The organism is Fibrobacter sp. UWB11 (assembly GCF_900143015.1).
Lineage (GTDB): Bacteria > Fibrobacterota > Fibrobacteria > Fibrobacterales > Fibrobacteraceae > Fibrobacter.
This window is the reverse complement of the sequence record NZ_FSRT01000002.1, coordinates 835,333-852,700: the sequence shown is the minus strand read 5'-3', so window position 1 is coordinate 852,700 and position 17,368 is coordinate 835,333. Positions and strand designations below refer to the sequence as shown.

Sequence of the window (17,368 nt, the reverse complement as noted above, 5' to 3'; positions counted from 1 at the left end):
CTGGAAGACTGGCCGGGGTAACAGTTAAGGATTATTCCACGTCCTTGCCGTGGCACTTCTTGTACTTGAGGCCAGAACCGCACCAGCAGAGGTCATTGCGACCGAGCTTTGCACCGGCCTGTTGTTGGGCGCGCTTCACCGCGGCAGCGAGAGCCGGGTTCACACGGTTCGGGCGAGTGCCCGGAAGCGCGCTCTGCGGCATCGGCTGAGCCTGCTGATCTTCAGAAAGAGCATTCGTTTCAGAAGAAGCTGCCTGACCGGCGAGGCCTGCGGCCTTGGCGCCATCGGCACTCAGCTGTTCAGAAGTTTCTTGAGATTGCTTCGCTTCGCTCGCAATGACGTCGGAGGCGCCATTTTCACCTGCGTTAGCAGCAGCTTCTTCAGCAGCCTTGCGTTCGGCATCAATCTGTTCCTGGCTCTTAAGCTGGAGCTGGTCCGGAGAGACCGTCACACCGTTCGGGAGCGTGATGCGGATGTTCAAAATGCGGAGAGCCGTAAGTGTTGCAATCTTTTCGAGGCAGCTTTCGAACATCTTGAAGCCGTCGTTCTTGTACACCATCAGCGGATCCTTCTGGGCGTATCCATGGAAGCGGATAGCATCCTTCAACTGGTCCATAGCATACAAGTGTTCCTTCCAAACTTGGTCAATCGTCATAAGGAGGAAGCGGCGTTCGATATTGCGGAAGTCAGCATCCGGAATAATCTTCGTGAGCTTGTCGTAACGCACCTTGCAAAGGTCGATGATTTCATCGAGCACCTGTTCCGGTGTCTTCGTCACTGCATCTTCAAGCGTCAAGTTGTATTCCATGCCGAGCGTGCGCTGCAAGTCTGCATGCAAGTCTTCGAGCTTCCACTGTTCCGGATAGCTCTTGGCCGGAATGTAAGCGGAAACCTTGATATCGCAAGCATCTTCGATGCGGTTCATGATTTCGTCACGGATATCTTCACCGTTCAAGATACGGCGACGCAGCCCGTAAATCACCTTACGCTGTTCGTTCATCACGTTATCGTAGTCGAGCAAGTGCTTACGGATATCGAAGCTCTGGCTTTCGACGCGGCGCTGTGCACCACGGATAGAACGGGAAACGATCGGGTGGGTAATCACTTCGTCTTCGCCCACGCCAAAACGGTTCATGAGGTTCTTGACGTTGTCGCCACCGAAGATACGCATCAAGTTATCGTCGAGGGAGAGGAAGTACTGGCTAGAACCCGGGTCACCCTGACGGCCGGAACGACCGCGCAACTGGTTGTCGATACGACGAGATTCATGACGTTCAGTACCGAGCACATGCAAACCGCCGAGTTCAGTCACTCCCGGTCCAAGAGCAATGTCAGTACCACGACCAGCCATGTTCGTTGCAATCGTCACCTTGTCCTTGTGACCTGCGTACTGGATGATTTCAGCTTCACGGCCATGGTTCTTGGCGTTCAAGACTTCGTGCGGGATGCCTTCCTTTTCGAGCATGCCGTGGAGGATTTCAGACTTTTCGATGGAGGCCGTACCCACGAGGAGCGGCTGGCCCTTCGCATGGCGTTCCTTGATTTCAGCAACAATGGCGCGCCACTTGGCATCTTCGGACTTATAAACGAGGTCCTGCAAGTCCTTACGGATGCACGGCTTGTTCGTCGGAATGACCCACGTGTTCATGTTGTAAATCTTGATGAATTCCGTTGCTTCGGTTTCTGCCGTACCGGTCATACCCGAGAGCTTCTTGTACATACGGAAGTAGTTCTGGAACGTAATCGTTGCAAGCGTCTGGTTTTCGCGACGGATCTGCACGCCTTCCTTGGCTTCGATAGCTTGGTGGATACCGTTAGAGTAGCGGCGGCCTTCCATCAAACGACCCGTGTTTTCGTCAACGATGATGATTTCGCCATCACGCACGATGTAGTCGACATCCTTCTCGAAGAGGTACCAAGCGCGGAGAGCGTTATCGAGGAAGTGAACCCAGTCGGCATGTTCGCCATAGAGGTTCGTAATGTGCATCAAGTCCTGGATGTGGAGCACGCCCTTTTCGGTAAACTGGATGTTCTTGTCCTTTTCATCGACAGAGAAGTCCTTGTTGCGGACGAGCTGCTTCGAAATTTCGTTTGCCTTTGCGTACTTTTCGGTAGCGTCTTCGGCCGGACCACTGATGATAAGCGGCGTACGGGCTTCGTCAATCAAGATAGAGTCGACTTCGTCAACGATACAGAAGTTGAGTTCGCGCTGCACGAGCTGGTTCGGTTCAACAGCCATGTTGTCACGGAGATAGTCGAAACCGAATTCATTGTTGGTACCGTAAGTCACGTCGGAGTTGTAGCTTTCGCGGCGCTGTTCCGGATTGAGGCCGTTGATAATAAGACCAACCGTAAGACCGAGGAACTTATAGACCAAGCCCATCTGCTTTGCGTCACGGCCAGCGAGGTAATCGTTCACCGTCACCACATGCACGCCATGGCCCGAAAGACCGTTCAAGTAAACCGGGAGAGCAGCGGCAAGCGTCTTACCTTCACCGGTTGCCATTTCTGCAATTGCACCTTCGTGAAGCACCAAGCCACCGATCATCTGCACGTCAAAAGGCAACATGCGGAACGGCTTCACAGATTCCGGATAGAGTTCACGAACCTTGGCATAAAGAGCTGCCGGGAGGTAGACTTCCCATTCATTCTTGCCACTTTCGAGTTCGGCCTTGGCCTTGTTCACAGCTTCCTGAAGTTCCGGGCCGAGGCGGCTAAAATCAAAGCCAAATTCCGGCTTGAAAATATTGAAGATACCCAAGCGGCGGTCGCAAGCTTCACGGCAAACCGCAAATGCTTCAACCTTGATATCGTCGAGCGTTGCGCCGTTATTCAGTTTTTCGCGAAATTCCGCACTCTTTGCAGCGAGTTCAGCGTCGTCCAACGTTGCAAGGGCCTTACAGGCTTCGTGAATCTTTGCAATCACCGGGCGGAGCTGCTTCACCTTACGTTCATGAGGTGTACCAAAAATCTTATGGAGTACTGTATCTACAATGCTCATGGTTATCCTTTATAATTGCCCTCGGATTCCCGCCGGGCATGATTTAAAATTAAACGTGGTTAAAAGTAGCAAAAGATGTGCCACAATTTTTTCGTTTCAACTTGAAATATAGGCTAATCGCCTTAAAAATCATGCGGGCGGGGCCTTAAAACGAAACTTTGAATTTAGTTTACTTAAACAAAACCATCAATATATTATATTAGTGGCATGAAAAAAATGGATTTCGTAAACGGCTTTTTTTTACTTGCAGCAGGATTTTTCCTTGTAGCCCCCCTCAACGCCCAAACAAGTGATGCCGAGCTTGCAAAACATCCCGAATTCACATCGAGCAATTATCTCGTATACCCGGAACCTGTAAATACCAATTACGCCAAGATTCCCGCCGGATACAAGCCGTTCTATATCAGCCATTACGGACGCCACGGTAGCCGTTACCACCACAGCGACGAAGAATACACCTACCTTTTCGAAACCCTTTCAAAAGCCGATTCCGCCCAGAAACTCACCGAAATCGGTAAACAGGCGCTCGCCTACGCCAAGGTACTCGCAAATGACGCCGCCCCGCGCAAAGGAGATCTCACGCAAGTGGGAGTCAAGCAGCACGAGGGAATCGCAAGCCGCATGTACAAGAATTTTAGGGAAGTCTTCAAGGACTGGAAAATCGGTGGCAAAAAAGTTACACCGCGCGTGAAAGCGTACGCAAGCACAAGTGGACGCTGCATCGTGAGCATGGCCGCGTTCAACGGAGAACTCCGTTCGCTCAATCCGAAAATCAAGCCCGAACTCATCTCTGGCAAAAGCTACATGAAGTTCATCAGCGCTTTCGATTGGGGCAAACTCGACTATTCGAAGGTCAAGGCCTACACGGACGAAAGCGACAAGTTGTGGAAAAACGTGAACCCGCAACCATTCTTGAAAAAGCTCTTCAATGACAGTAATTACGTTGTAAAAAATATTGAAACAGACAAATTCTACAACCGATTCTTTGAAATTGCTACATCGCTCCAAGGCATGGACAAGCAATTGCTCGATGACATTGCAGCAAACGCAAAAATCCCTGCCGACTCCATCGTAAATCTCTTCACGACCGAAGAAAAAATCACACGCTGGAAAGCCCAGAACGCTTGGTGGTACAGTCTTGTCGGTACAAGTCCGCTCATCGCAAGTTCCGAAGGACTCAAATCTGCGGCCCCCACACTACAAAACATTCTTGACGAAGCCGATGAAGCGATTGCCTTGGATACATCGACAAATGCACGCACAGCCCAAACACCAATTGCAGCCACACTCCGCTTTGGTCACGATGCAACACTCCTCCCCCTCGCTGCCTTGATGCAACTCCCCTTCGCAAGCGCAAAAGTTTCGGACCTCACCAAATTGCACGAACAATGGAATGACTTCAAGATTATCCCGATGGCAGCAAACCTGCAAATGGTATTCTACAAGTCCTCCGGCAATAATTCCATCCTCGTAAAAGTCCTGTACAACGAAATCGAGCAGACACTCCCCATCGAATGTAAGGACACCAACAAGGATAAATGCCCCGCTGCCCCGTATTACCGCTGGGACGATGTCCGCGAATTTTACTCCGCTATCCTCTATACTTTAAAAAAATAATTTATCATGAAAAAATCCATTGCACTCCTTTTTTGCATCGCCACAACCTCAATTTTTGCGGCTTCAAATACAGCCAACAAAAATGCTGATGCGGTCGAACGCCTCGTAAACGAAGGCGTCCAGTTCCACGAACAAGGTCAATTCGACGATGCCATCGCCAAGTACAAACAGGCCGAAAAGAAGGATCCCAAAAACGCACTCGTCAAATACGAGATGGCTTTTACGTACCATGCCAAGCGAGATTTAAACAAAGCTCTCACCTACGCCAAAGCCGCGACAAAGCTCAAAACAGAATCTATCAACGAAAATCTCTATAGCCTGCTCGGAAGCATCTACGACGAAAAAGGCATGCCCGACTCCGCGCTCGCAGTCTACCGCGAAGGATTCCAAAAAACGCCCAACTCGGCAAACATCCCCTACAACGCAACCATCACCTACATGCGCAAGAACAACGCCGATAGCGCCTATGCCTGGATCAAGCGTAGCATTAACAACACGCGCACGCACGAAGGCTGCTACTATTACGCAGGATTCCTAGCAAGTCAAACCGGCAAGTGGCCCGCATTTTACGCCTATACGATGTATTCCACGTTCATCTCCAAAAAAGCCGAAATCATCCGCGATAACCTTTCGAGACTTTACGGCCGAACAAAATCATTTGTTCTCGTGAAAGACAATAAAGTCGAGGTGAACACACCCAAAATCAAACAGACCGATAGTGATTCCACCGTCAACAACGAATTTTTGCTCGCCATCCAAACTATGCTCGTGACAGACACACTCGGCAAGCGCAAACTCTACGACAAGGATTCCTCCTCGGCAGAACAAACTGAATTCTTAATCCACATTCTGAGAAAAAACATCAAGCTCATCGCCTTCACCGACGAAATCGATGACCCCATCCAGAGATTTTATCAGGGACTTATCCGCGAAGGATTAGTTGAAGCATTTATCTACACCATCTGCGAACCCATTGACCGCCCGACATTTGCGCAATGGCTTATCAAGAACCGCTCCGAACAAGCAAGACTTTATCAGTGGTTCAATAAAGAATGGCTGATGCAGTAATTTTCAAAGGAACACCATGCGATTTTTTGTACCCACGGACATCTACGTCGAAAAAGACTGCGTCAAAAATCACGCACAAAATATACTCGCGGTAGGGAAGCGCGCGCTCATTGTGACCGGGCGAAATTCCGCTGCCGCAAACGGTTCACTGAACGATGTAACAAACGTCTTGAACGCAGGTGAAATTCCATACCTGATTTTCAGCGAGGTCGAAGAAAACCCGTCAACAAATACAGTGGGGAAGGCAGCACAAACCGCCCGTGAATTCAAAGCCGACTTTATCATCGGCATTGGGGGAGGATCCGCCATCGATGCCGCCAAAGCAGTGGCACTCCTCCTCGTGAATCCCGATGTTGATGCAGACGAACTTCACAAAGCGCCGAGCCATCCGCTCGACCACGCGCCCGTTGTAGCAGTTCCGACAACATGCGGAACCGGTTCCGAAGCAACACCCGTTTCTATCATCACGAACCACAAAATCAATCTCAAGAAGAGCATCCCGCACGTCATTTTCCCCGTGCTCGCACTCGTTGATGGCAAATACCTCGCCTCCGCCAAAAAGCAGTTGATTGTAAACACCGCGGTCGATGCGCTAGCCCACATGGTCGAAAGCATCCTCAACGTGAAATCGAATTTATTCAACCGCATGTGCCCGGAATACGGACTCAAGCTTTGGGGCGAAAGCAAGGAAGCACTAAGCGCCGCGCAAAATGCCACAGGAAATGCTGCTGAAAATGCCGCGCCGATTGATGCAAGTTTGTACGAAAAACTCATGCTAACCTCGACAATTGCCGGCATGTCCATCGCACAGACAAGCACCGCAGTACCGCATGGAATGAGCTACGACCTTACGCTCCACGCAGGCGTTCCGCACGGCCCCGCAGTCGGATACTTCCTCGCCGCCTATGTCGAAGTCTGCGCCAAGTTCGTTCCGCAAGACGTCGAAAAAATCCTCTCGCTTTTGGGACTCAAAAACGTCGAAGAATTCAGGGAAATGCTCCGCAAGCTCATCGGCACATGCAGCGTCACCCGCGAAATGCGAGACAAGTTCGCCGCCGCGATGAAAACGAACCACTCCAAACTCGACCTCGTCCCCGGAAAAATCACCCCCGAAGACATCGACTACATCTACGAAAAATCGCTAGTGGTGCAGTAGGGGAGACAGGAAAAGGAACCGCGCACAATCAGCATTGTCATTCCCGCCTCTGAGCGGGAATCTCCTTACACATCCCGAAATTTTTATATTACTCATCGTAAATCGAAAAAAAACGGAGTCTCAATGAAAAAAGCTCTCATCATCATCGCTATTGTCCTCGTAATCATCGTAGGAAAAGGCATCAGCACTTACAACAACATCATCGCCCTCGAAGAAGGCGTAAAGGCACAGTGGGCACAAGTCGAAAACACCTATCAGCGCCGCTTTGACCTTATTCCGAATCTCGTCAGCACCGTGCAAGGCGAAGCCAACTTCGAAAAGAGCACCCTCACCGAAGTCATGGAAATGCGCAGCCGCATGGGCGGAACCATCAAACTCGACGAAAGCCTCATGAACGACGAAGCCGCTCTCAAACGCTTCCAGGAAATGCAAGGCTCCCTCAGTGGTGCCCTCCAGCGCTTAATGGCCGTCTCCGAAAACTATCCCGATCTCAAGAGCAACAAGAGCTTCCAAGAACTCCGCGTACAACTCGAAGGCGCCGAAAACCGCATCGCCGTGGAACGCAAGCGCTACAATGAAACCGTGCAGGCCTACAACACCACCATTCGCCAGTTCCCGACAAACCTCGTCGCAGGTTTCGCAGGCGCCTCCCCGAAAGCCCTCTTCTCCGCTGACGCTGGAGCAAGCGTAGCCCCGAAAGTTCAGTTTGATATAAAGTAAGATTTCATCAGCGGCCCAAGGCGTCATTCTCGACCAAGTGTAACGCGGAAGAGAATCCATAAAATGAAAGCGTCATCCTGAGCGATGTCGAAGGATCTAAAGCATTTAAAACGGTCATCGTGAAGAACGATGGCCTATTTTGTTTTTAACTCATTTCATCATCCAAGAAACTACTTACAAGGCTAGATTCTCGAACATCATCTAACCATTTATATATATCCTTGGGCGAATATGTCGGAGAACCATCGTCATTACGTTTCTTTTCAAGAGCGCAAGCAATTAAAGCATATTCCTTTTCTAACGATGTCGCAAAAACACCTTGGTCATCAGTGTTGATGGAAACCATTATTTGATCTGGATCATAATTCGGCTTCAACCCTCTATTATAAAATACTGTTATCGGATGTTTTGAATAACGATCAATATCAGTAATCCTCAAATTTGAAGTCGGATTAGTTTCAATAGCAATTTTCTCACGCGCAATTTTCTGTCGCATTTTCTTTTGAACTTCACGTATAACAAGTACATCACCATCATCAAGTTGATATTCAGCAATTTCTTCTCCTTTATCTTTTACATCTTTTGAATAATGATAATACTGATAAAGATCCATTGCTTTGGAATTATTGCGTATTTGCTTAAGAATAGGCTTAAAATTATTTTTCGCACATATTTTCCATTCAGATTGCAAACTATCCTTTGTACGAGACGGTTCATCACCACGTAACATCCAAGATGCATAATAATCTTCTATCGATGCATCTATTTTACTATAAATCGTGCGAAAATAAGTCTCAAAAATTTCCTTTAATTTATATTTCGTGCCATATGAGTCATTAATAGAATATTCCTCCATTTTTTTAAGAAGCCATACTGCATTATCAAGTAAAATTTGCCTTGGCAAAACAATATTAAAGTTTCGAGTTTTATAATAACTATATGCATCTATACCTAAAGATACAGCATGACCTATACGATCACCACTTTCAAAATTCAAGAAAAAAATACATTCATCAATAGCTCGCAATCCATCGACAATATCATAAAAATCCTCACCTACATGAAAAGTTCTTCCAAGCTGCATATCATGTTTTTCGTATAACGAATCCAAGGTATTTTTACGAGAAACGGCTCTTAAACGCCTAAAAACTGGTGCAAAAACTTCTGGACGACACCCAAATTCTGAACTAGCAGCGTCAATCCCTACAATTGGATAGATATATGAACATTTTTTAATTTTTTCAGCAAATTTTTTATTATTGCAAAAATAAGGACGGAATCCTCCTTTTACATACATACTATTATCACGAATTAACTGTGCAATTGCCTCCGCCTGCTTCTCCAAATCCTTTCTGTATTTACTATGTCGACATGATAAATCTCTATCTATTTTTTTATCACATTTTTTTCAGATCTTTTAAGGAAATGAATAACATAACCTACTTTTGCTTTTTTTGTGTAAATAACATTCGCTTCTTCCAACCTTAACGAATCATCATTGACAGCAACATTATATTCTCTCAAAGCTTTTTTTAATTTAGGTGAATTATATTCAGGAGTAATTCGCATTTCCAATTTTTGTATAGGTTGATTACCAATTGTCGTTTGCACAGCCATAAATGCAAATAGTTTTTTATATACATTTTTTATATACTTATTTTTTCGAGATTGAATTTCTTGGAAATAAGAAAATCCCTTTATGGAATCATTTTGGACAATATATCTGCGAAATTTATTTTTTACAAGTATGTAAATATATAAAGGAAGCATACAGTCACTATATTCTTCATTCCCACTAAAAATCTCTTTAAGGTGACTGTATAATAATTTTCTTTCTCCAATCAAAGGAACATTATAATATCTTTTTCGGTCTCGTTCTGATACTGCACCACTTATTGCATAATCAAAACAATCCTTTCCAAAGTAATAAGCATTTATCTTTTCATTTGATATTTCATTTTTTAAGTATACTACATGATATGGAAGAGATTGAGCATCATCTCTCAAAAGTCTATATAATTCATCTTTTTTGAAATCAATGTCCTTATATTTTAATCTTTTATACAAAAAAATTCGTGATGCACGTGCTTTTTCTATCCATTCATATAAATTTTTATTTAATCCATCCAATTTATTCTTTAAACCACCATCTATGCTTTCTGAATTCATTAAAGACATCCAGGTGACATCAAATCCTAAAGAAGAACCTAGCATATGGAAATGTAATTCACCTAGACCCTTTTCCATTATATGATTCAATTCTGGATTATAAGAAGTAATACAAGGTTTCCATGCAAAAGAACTTACTTTTAAATTTTCACGAACTGAACGAATTGCTAAATATGAAGACGTCAAAAGATCTTCGCCGACTATTGTGGATATATCATTCCAACGAAGATAACTATTATAATCACATACGGGTTCATCATTCACCCATCGAAGTATTTTATCTGTAGCATGAGCAAGTATATTAAAAAGACTAGGCCTCTTAACATTTTCTATATATCTCCATTTATTAGCCAACTGATATATATTGCTAACTACATCCGTTCCGTACATAGAATTATGACTAATGAAGAGACGACGAAATGTTTGTTCATTCATCCCTTCGCTAATAGATAGCACTGGAAAACTAGATGATTTAATCCAAATAGCAGAATTTAATACATCATAAATATCTGCATCAGCAAAATATACTTGAAGAACAGCATTTAAATTTGTCATGTACGCTCTTTACGGTTTTGCATGTAGTTTATAAAATCTCCGATAGATTTAGATATATCGCTATAAGTCCATACCTTTAATGAATTTTTAAATTTTCTAGAAATCCAACTAGTTATGCGACGATCCAAAATTATTCTGTCACGAAGACATTCTCTGAATTTTAATTTAACAGCATCAGATCTGTAGCTTACATTTTCATTGAATAAACTACGAAGTTCACCATCTAATTTCGGATAATCAATATTTTGTTCAACTTTTTTTTCTGGAATCACTTCAATAGCTTCCGTTCTCTGAATAATTTTATTTTTTTGTTTTTCAGCAAGTGATTTGATTAAACCACCTAATGATCGAAGTGTATCATCATTACTACCAGCATCTCCACTTTTTACATTATCCATAAGCGATATTACACCATCTAACAAAGCAATGTTATTATCCGAATCATCTTTTGCACCGTTCACAATCGTTGCAATAGCATCTTTAACATTTGAAACATCTGCGTTTTTATTGCTTATATTACTTTTACTACTAAATATGTTATCAAATGAATCTTTAATATCAACATCTTTTAAAAGATCAATAAATTCTGTTACAAAATAAAAATCTATCTGATACCAGTCTTTATTTGCTACATCTTCTTTCTTAGGTTTTTCATCGTATGACTTGATGAAATATCCCTGAATCAACTTAAAAAATTCAATCAAGCATATACGATTATCTGCAGTATATTTTCTTTTACCAGATTCTGCATTTACATAATTAAATAAACCATTCAATATTTCCATATTTCTAATGGTACAATATGATAATAATGGATGTTCTTCATTAATTTGAGCATGAGGACGATTATCTTTACAATATTTTAATAAACTATTATACAAAGATTTGTCGTTTTTTTTCGCCATCTCCAAAAATCTTTTATCAATACGATTGTAGCATCTTTCCACATTAACCAAATTAGAGAAAAAAGACATCACATCAAACCAAACTTGCCGTTGATTCGAACCAAATTCGGAAGCATATATAATATCAACTTTCGAACGATAATCACTAGCCTTAATCTTACCATCTTCATCAGGATCATACTTTCGCCTTAAGATAAGCAAGGCAAAAAATTCGCATAGTTTAAAAAGTTTTATTTCGTTTCCATTTATTTTATCTTGTGACAGAAGTGGAATCAAACACTCCCTAATCGCATCTAATGAAATAAGTCTATAATCTCTTCTTTTATGTTCTTCAACATTCCTAGGAATTAGAAAACTATCTTCACCTTTTAAATTAAAAAATGAACCACCCACTAGTATTTCATACGACGAATATTTATCAATGTCATTCTTTACAAGTACATTTCTTTCAATGCCTTCAATTTCTCTTGCCAACTCGGTTCTATAATCATAATACTCATACAACCGCATTGAATAAAATGTTTCTATTGCAAAAATGAATGCCTTGTCATAAAATTGAACTAACGTTCCTTTGATCAACCTCAAAAGCAGATTCACATCTCCAACAGAAATATTGTAAGATCTATTTTTCTCATCAAGAATCTTTTTTACTTCTTCCGAGTTTTCATTCAGCACATTCGGAAAACGATTATGCAGTTTTTGAACAACAATTTTATTAACAATTGAAGGATCTTCTATAGAGAACAAGTACTTGATAAACGACCCATCAATCTCGTTTAAATTACATTTACACCACGATTGAATGAAATACTGCTTAAACACATCCTTGTTATGCTGATTTTGCTCAGACAATTCACCCTTTTTGTAATCCGGCATTTCAAGCAACAATTCCAGCAACTGATTATATTCACGAAGTGTATGTGGAATAATAAAGCTTGTAGCTCCCTGCATATGATAAAAAAGGTATCTTGTCTTTGAAAAAATCAATTTGACAATAATATATCTCACAGGATAGCCAGAAAGACTTTCATTTATTAGCCACTTCTGATTCAAAAAAATATCCGATTCTGTCTGGCTTGCATTTTCTCTACACTTATCATATATCAAGGCTAGCCGATTGTACATTACATCAATAGTTGGCAAATTAAAACGCTGATTCTCCGGAATAAGCTTAATAAGATACTTATTCGCCATTTCAGAAATTTGTTCACAACATAAAAGCCTCTGCGAAATCAAATCAGAGAATTCTTTCAAAAAATTTTTTTCAACTACTTTTTGCAATTGTTCAATTTTCAATGCCATTAGTACAATTACATTTTTTAAAGCAAGATATTTTCGAATCTCTTCCACCATTTCATAGGCACAACTTGAATGTAAATCAATATCATCTACAGGAATGACAAGAACATCTTTGTTAAAAAACTTTAAATACAGTTGAATCAAATTTTGAATATCTTTTGCAAGATTGACAGAAGCACCTAAATCTAAAAGTCTATCAACATTATCTTCTGACGATATGCAATTGGATTTCGATTTTTTTTTGAAATCCATGCACGAAATAGTTTGTTTCACCTTTTCAAACGATTCCAGTAAGTCATTTTTTTCCTTGATATTATCTTGGTTACTCTTTTCCCATTTTGTTTTAAAGTCGTTGAATAGATGACCTAAACAAATGTCCAAGATATTAGTCGTCTCATCAAAAAAAGAGGGATCCATGGATTCAAGAACTTTAAATGATGTTCGTCCATTATCAACAACAGGAATATCGATGTTTTCTTTTAACATCTTTGCAACAGAAAGCATGCACGAACTTTTTCCAGTTCCTCTTTCTCCAATAAACGCAAAAATATTGTTGAGATTATTCTGGAGTTCATTACCACGCTTATTAGAATCATCTTTTTTTCTATCCAATAATCGACTTTCAATCTCTTTAAAAAAAGATCCATATACGTTCCTGAAAATAGAATCGTCTTTTTCCCTTACACCCTCTACGTATAACCGAGTTTCAGCATTGTGATAGAACCTAAACGTGTAATTTTCAGCTACGAGCATAATAATCCTTTATAATATTTTTTTTCACAATTTATACTAATGCTAACAACTTGTCAACAATAGTTTTATCATCATCTACTTAGTCGCTCTTGCATTTTTGCAGAAACAAAAAAAGTGTTAGATTTATCTTTTTTATATACAATATCATCACATAAGTAATTGTTAATTATTGATTCAACTCTTGATAAATCAGATTGATAAATACCTATTTTTCTTATTTTTATAAAGCGAAGAACACTAACATTATACATTTCCTTTATTTCTATGAGATGTTCAATATCTTGAATATTCATAGAATTATGCAAAACAGAATATAAATGAATATTTATTCCATATTTTGATAATATCTCTAGCGTTCTTCTTGCTTTTTCATACGCATCACCACCAACATATTGATTGTGAGTTTCTTCTTGCCCATGTAATGATACAGAAACCGTCCAAAACGAATCACTCATTAAATGAGCCATTTCTTCTGTATAGTTGTATCCTGTAGTCGACAAAACTCTACCAATATTATCTATAGTATTTAGTCTCTTAACCATATCAAGAAAAAAAGGATTAATTGTAGGTTCTCCTCCAGAAAGACAAATACGAATTATTTTATTTTGATATAAATCAATAATTTTACTAAACTGTTCTAGAGATAAAAAATCCTTTCCCCTTTCGCAAAAACAATTTTTACACGAAAAGGGACAATTATTTGTAATCTCCATACAAAGATCATAAGGCTCTCTAGTTAACGTTCTATTATATCCATTATCTTTAATACCATTTTCATATAAAACATCTTTGACTGGATCGTAAAAAATTATATTGTTATTTAAATTTTTTGTTAATAGAAAATAACTCATACAAACAATTACCTGCAGCACCCGTAAGTACACCCGTAACAAATCCAATAATTTTTTGATCATTGATAAACGAAATTATCATTATCAAAAAAACTAATAAAATAAATATCCACTTTTTTATTATTTTTCTCCACAACCATTTCATTGGATTCGCAGTAAAACAATAATCAGCTGTCAATTGTTGAATTATAATTTCGTTGGCAAACTGCTTATATAACGTATTGTCATTTCCTACAACAATAATATTACCATCTCGAGTTGACCGCGCAGATAACTTTCTAATATTTATTCTAGCTTTTTCTTTACTAAAAAGAGTTGTTCTTACAGCTTTGTTTATTACTGTTGATTGGAGCAATGTGAAACAGTCTTTTTTATGCGACTTATAGAATTCTATCCATTCTTTTTTTACTTTTTTATAATTATCTCTTCGTTCTATATTTATTTCATTCTCTGGAGGAAGAATTACTTCTGTCAAAAGATCATGATCAATACGATAGCATAATTTTTTAAACGCTACAACAGACGTTACATCTACCAATATGGTTATTTTTTCTGTATTTTCTACAAAAAATTCTTCTAAAGTTTTCATTCCTTCAGGAGAATGTGGTCCTCCAATTTCTTCATAATATTTAGAAACACCAAAATTTTGATTTTCTGTGGCAATCCATCTTTTTTCTTTGCATTTTATTTTCTTTTCAGATGTAAGAGAACCTACAGCTTCATCAATAATAGATTGATCCTTTATATGCAACTGATCTTTAACTATTGATGATAACATATCAACTTCAATTCCACCAGTACTGCTTCTTATTGTTTCTAAAATTTTTTCTTTCATATTTTATTCTTGTTAACAAAATTTATATAGATTCTTTTCCCGCACAATTTATACTTTAATCAACACCTTGTCAACAAATGAATCTAAAGTAAGTTTTTTATAAACTTCTTACTTTTATCTGTCATGGACAAAGTTTATTTGAAATGAATTTCTTGGTTATTCTTCAATTAAGATGACATAATTAATGGTGATTCCGGCACAGTGGCCGGAATGAGAACGCAAAGGGAATGTTACTGGATTCTTCACGGTGTTGCCGTTCAGAATGACGGGGTGGGTAGGGTGGGCGAGTACACTTTCGACGCAGTGTTTCCATCTGACTTCGCGAGCCGTTTCCTCCGAAGCATTCCGCGGCACTCTCGTCTCACTTTCCAGCACTCTCCCTTCCGCACCTGATGGCACTTCCATCAAACTTTTTACTACTTTTCCCACTATGATCAAATCGCAAGTTATCGTGCATCCTTACGACATGGCGCAATCGGACTGGGTTCGTTGCATTTCGCCCTTGACGCAGTTCATGGGGCCGAACGATTTTCAGGTCGTGCCTTCGGTTACGCAAATCATCTGCAACAACAAAGACGCTCTCAAGCAGACGCGGGCGGTGATTCTGCAGAAGCCGACGGCGCCGGGGCGCGCGCAGATTGCGTTGTTCTATTCCAAGCTCAAAAAGGAATGTGGGTTCAAGCTGGTGACGGACTTGGACGATTTGCAGTGGGATCTTTCGCCGGTCATCGCATCGTACGCAAAGCAGATTCCGAATCATGACCAGATGATGCTTGCAAGTCTCAAGCAGGTGTTGCCGCTGTTCGACGTGGTGGTTTGCTCGACACGTTATCTCGCGAGTCGCATCAAGTCCGACCTCGGCGTTAACGCGGTGGTGATGCCGAACGGTGTTTCAAAGTCGCTGTTCGGGATGGGGCAGAGAACGTCCGCTTTCACGGAAAAACCGAAAGTGATGTACGCCGGCAGTCTCGGTCATTTCACTGCTGAAATTCCGGGTGACCTCGAAGGCGCCTGGATTCCCTGGATCCGCAAGCATATCGAAGACGAGAGCATCGATTTCCAGATTTTTGGCGAGCCAAATTTTCTGAAAGACCTCGACGGGAAATACACGAAAATTCCTTACACGAACTTCATGCAGTTTGCATCGACTGCAGCAAGCTACAAGCCCGACTTTTACATCACGCCGCTCGCGAACAACAATTTCAATAAGGCAAAGAGCGACTTGAAGCTCAAGGAAGCAGCCGCACTCGGAGCCGTTTTTATCGGGAGCGATTTTGCAGGGAGTCCGTACAGCTATGCTCCGAAGGAACAGCTCGTCGGTTCAAATGCAACGGTCGATGAACTCGATGCAATTTTCGCGCAGCTCTGCAATCCGGAAAAATTTATGCAAGCCATCAACTGGCAATACCAGGCGATGGAAGAAAAACATTGGGCACACGAAGATCCGGAATTCCAGAAAAAATTCGTGGCGACGTATTTGTAATGAAATTTCCGCCTACACGGGAATGACGAGTCTGAGATCCTTCGACTCCGTTACACTTCGCTCAGGATGACACGAATGCCTTAATGGATCCTATCGGTGCTTCGCGCCTCCAGGATGACAGTTTGTACTTGGCGCACATTTAAATTTCTTGTCAGGGTTGAACGTCTTCAGTTTGAGGGGGTTCTTTATTTTCACTTTTGCGAAGCATCTCGGCAGCGCGTTCGATATCACGTTCACGGATTGCTTCATCTACACGTTTCTGGAAAAGCGTCTCGGTGTGATACTGGAAAAGTTCACGTTCTTGCGCAATGTAGAAGGTGAAGAATTTGATATACAGACCAATGCTTGTTACAAAGAACAAATTTTCAATGACATTCACAACCGTCATTTCAGAATGTTGGAACATAAGCACCACGACTGCAAGCGTCGCGAAGAACCAAGCGATCAACAATTTTTTCGGGAAACGTTCCTTCAAAAGACCACGCTCTTCCATGCATTTTTCCTGGCACACGGCCATGTCGTTGAAAATCCAAAAATGCAGAACAAATCCAATAATCGGAATCAGAGTAAGAATAATTGCACCGACAGGTGAAAAATCCGGTTTCGCTATAACGCGCAAATTTGCAATCGCACGGTGAAGCCATGAGAAATAATAAACCAGGAACATCACCGAAGAAACCAAAAAGCCTATTCCACAAATAAAACTATAGATGATATAAACAACAGCAAGGACAACCGAATCTTGCTGCATGCTTTTCATGGAATCATCAAAGGCGTTATTTACAAAAAACAATAGGATGAAAAGTACAAAAAGGACTTTCATCCAAAAAAGAGCCTGTTCTCCGCGTTTCGTATTATCCTGCATAAATCCTCCAGCCAAAATATAACAATTGCAAATTTACTCCTGTTACCACAGGCAATTATTTCGTAGAAATAGCACTATAAATAGTCAAAAA

At 41.3% G+C, this 17,368-nt stretch carries 12 protein-coding genes; 5 read left to right on the top strand and 7 right to left on the bottom strand.

What is annotated here, in order from left to right:
* Nucleotides 1-31: 31 nt before the first annotated feature.
* A complete protein-coding gene (gene secA / locus BUQ91_RS12130) occupies nt 32-3,001 on the bottom strand; it encodes a preprotein translocase subunit SecA (protein WP_074209452.1) in 2,970 nt (989 codons plus the stop codon).
* A 207-nt stretch (nt 3,002-3,208) separates the two neighbouring features.
* Between secA and BUQ91_RS12125 the strand changes: the two genes are divergently transcribed.
* From BUQ91_RS12125 to BUQ91_RS12110, 4 genes are all read left to right on the top strand, one after another.
* Complete coding sequence (locus BUQ91_RS12125) at nt 3,209-4,618, top strand: histidine phosphatase family protein (protein ID WP_074209451.1); 1,410 nt, start codon at nt 3,209-3,211, stop codon at nt 4,616-4,618.
* 6 nt (nt 4,619-4,624) lie between these two features.
* Nucleotides 4,625-5,686, top strand: coding sequence for a tetratricopeptide repeat protein (locus BUQ91_RS12120; RefSeq protein ID WP_074209450.1), 1,062 nt, complete (start codon nt 4,625-4,627; stop codon nt 5,684-5,686).
* A gap of 16 nt (nt 5,687-5,702) precedes the next feature.
* Nucleotides 5,703-6,842 carry an iron-containing alcohol dehydrogenase family protein gene (locus BUQ91_RS12115; protein WP_074209449.1) on the top strand — a complete coding sequence of 380 codons (1,140 nt, stop codon included), beginning with the start codon at nt 5,703-5,705 and terminating at the stop codon, nt 6,840-6,842.
* A gap of 123 nt (nt 6,843-6,965) precedes the next feature.
* Nucleotides 6,966-7,562, top strand: coding sequence for a LemA family protein (locus BUQ91_RS12110; RefSeq protein ID WP_072830847.1), 597 nt, complete (start codon nt 6,966-6,968; stop codon nt 7,560-7,562).
* A 145-nt stretch (nt 7,563-7,707) separates the two neighbouring features.
* Here BUQ91_RS12110 and BUQ91_RS12105 read toward each other — a convergent pair whose 3' ends face one another.
* From BUQ91_RS12105 to BUQ91_RS12085, 5 genes are all read right to left on the bottom strand, one after another.
* Nucleotides 7,708-8,907 (bottom strand): amidohydrolase family protein, encoded by a 1,200-nt coding sequence (locus BUQ91_RS12105; RefSeq protein ID WP_074209448.1) that lies wholly within the window; start codon nt 8,905-8,907, stop codon nt 7,708-7,710.
* 41 nt (nt 8,908-8,948) lie between these two features.
* Nucleotides 8,949-10,286: a hypothetical protein gene (locus tag BUQ91_RS12100; protein ID WP_074209447.1), complete on the bottom strand. Its 1,338-nt coding sequence runs from the start codon at nt 10,284-10,286 to the stop codon at nt 8,949-8,951.
* Nucleotides 10,283-13,243 carry a hypothetical protein gene (locus tag BUQ91_RS12095; RefSeq protein WP_074209446.1) on the bottom strand — a complete coding sequence of 987 codons (2,961 nt, stop codon included), beginning with the start codon at nt 13,241-13,243 and terminating at the stop codon, nt 10,283-10,285. Before BUQ91_RS12095 ends, BUQ91_RS12100 begins: the two co-directional genes overlap by 4 nt.
* 71 nt (nt 13,244-13,314) lie before the next feature.
* A complete protein-coding gene (locus BUQ91_RS12090) occupies nt 13,315-14,094 on the bottom strand; it encodes a radical SAM protein (protein ID WP_074209445.1) in 780 nt (259 codons plus the stop codon).
* On the bottom strand, nt 14,060-14,929 hold the full coding sequence (locus BUQ91_RS12085) for a hypothetical protein (RefSeq protein ID WP_074209444.1): 870 nt from the start codon (nt 14,927-14,929) through the stop codon (nt 14,060-14,062). Before BUQ91_RS12085 ends, BUQ91_RS12090 begins: the two co-directional genes overlap by 35 nt.
* 430 nt (nt 14,930-15,359) lie before the next feature.
* Between BUQ91_RS12085 and BUQ91_RS12080 the strand changes: the two genes are divergently transcribed.
* A complete protein-coding gene (locus tag BUQ91_RS12080) occupies nt 15,360-16,412 on the top strand; it encodes a glycosyltransferase family protein (protein ID WP_074209443.1) in 1,053 nt (350 codons plus the stop codon).
* A gap of 151 nt (nt 16,413-16,563) precedes the next feature.
* Here the strand turns inward: BUQ91_RS12080 and BUQ91_RS12075 are convergent, their stop codons facing one another.
* Complete coding sequence (locus BUQ91_RS12075) at nt 16,564-17,277, bottom strand: hypothetical protein (RefSeq protein ID WP_074209442.1); 714 nt, start codon at nt 17,275-17,277, stop codon at nt 16,564-16,566.
* Nucleotides 17,278-17,368: the final 91 nt, after the last annotated feature.

Coding starts and splice junctions, on each gene's coding strand:
- BUQ91_RS12115 (WP_074209449.1), top strand. CDS start 5,703: ATGCGATTTTTTGTACCCACGGACATCTACGTCGAAAAAGACTGCGTC.
- secA (WP_074209452.1), bottom strand. CDS start 3,001: ATGAGCATTGTAGATACAGTACTCCATAAGATTTTTGGTACACCTCAT.
- BUQ91_RS12080 (WP_074209443.1), top strand. CDS start 15,360: ATGATCAAATCGCAAGTTATCGTGCATCCTTACGACATGGCGCAATCG.
- BUQ91_RS12090 (WP_074209445.1), bottom strand. CDS start 14,094: ATGAGTTATTTTCTATTAACAAAAAATTTAAATAACAATATAATTTTT.
- BUQ91_RS12075 (WP_074209442.1), bottom strand. CDS start 17,277: ATGCAGGATAATACGAAACGCGGAGAACAGGCTCTTTTTTGGATGAAA.
- BUQ91_RS12125 (WP_074209451.1), top strand. CDS start 3,209: ATGAAAAAAATGGATTTCGTAAACGGCTTTTTTTTACTTGCAGCAGGA.
- BUQ91_RS12095 (WP_074209446.1), bottom strand. CDS start 13,243: ATGCTCGTAGCTGAAAATTACACGTTTAGGTTCTATCACAATGCTGAA.
- BUQ91_RS12085 (WP_074209444.1), bottom strand. CDS start 14,929: ATGAAAGAAAAAATTTTAGAAACAATAAGAAGCAGTACTGGTGGAATT.
- BUQ91_RS12110 (WP_072830847.1), top strand. CDS start 6,966: ATGAAAAAAGCTCTCATCATCATCGCTATTGTCCTCGTAATCATCGTA.
- BUQ91_RS12100 (WP_074209447.1), bottom strand. CDS start 10,286: ATGACAAATTTAAATGCTGTTCTTCAAGTATATTTTGCTGATGCAGAT.
- BUQ91_RS12120 (WP_074209450.1), top strand. CDS start 4,625: ATGAAAAAATCCATTGCACTCCTTTTTTGCATCGCCACAACCTCAATT.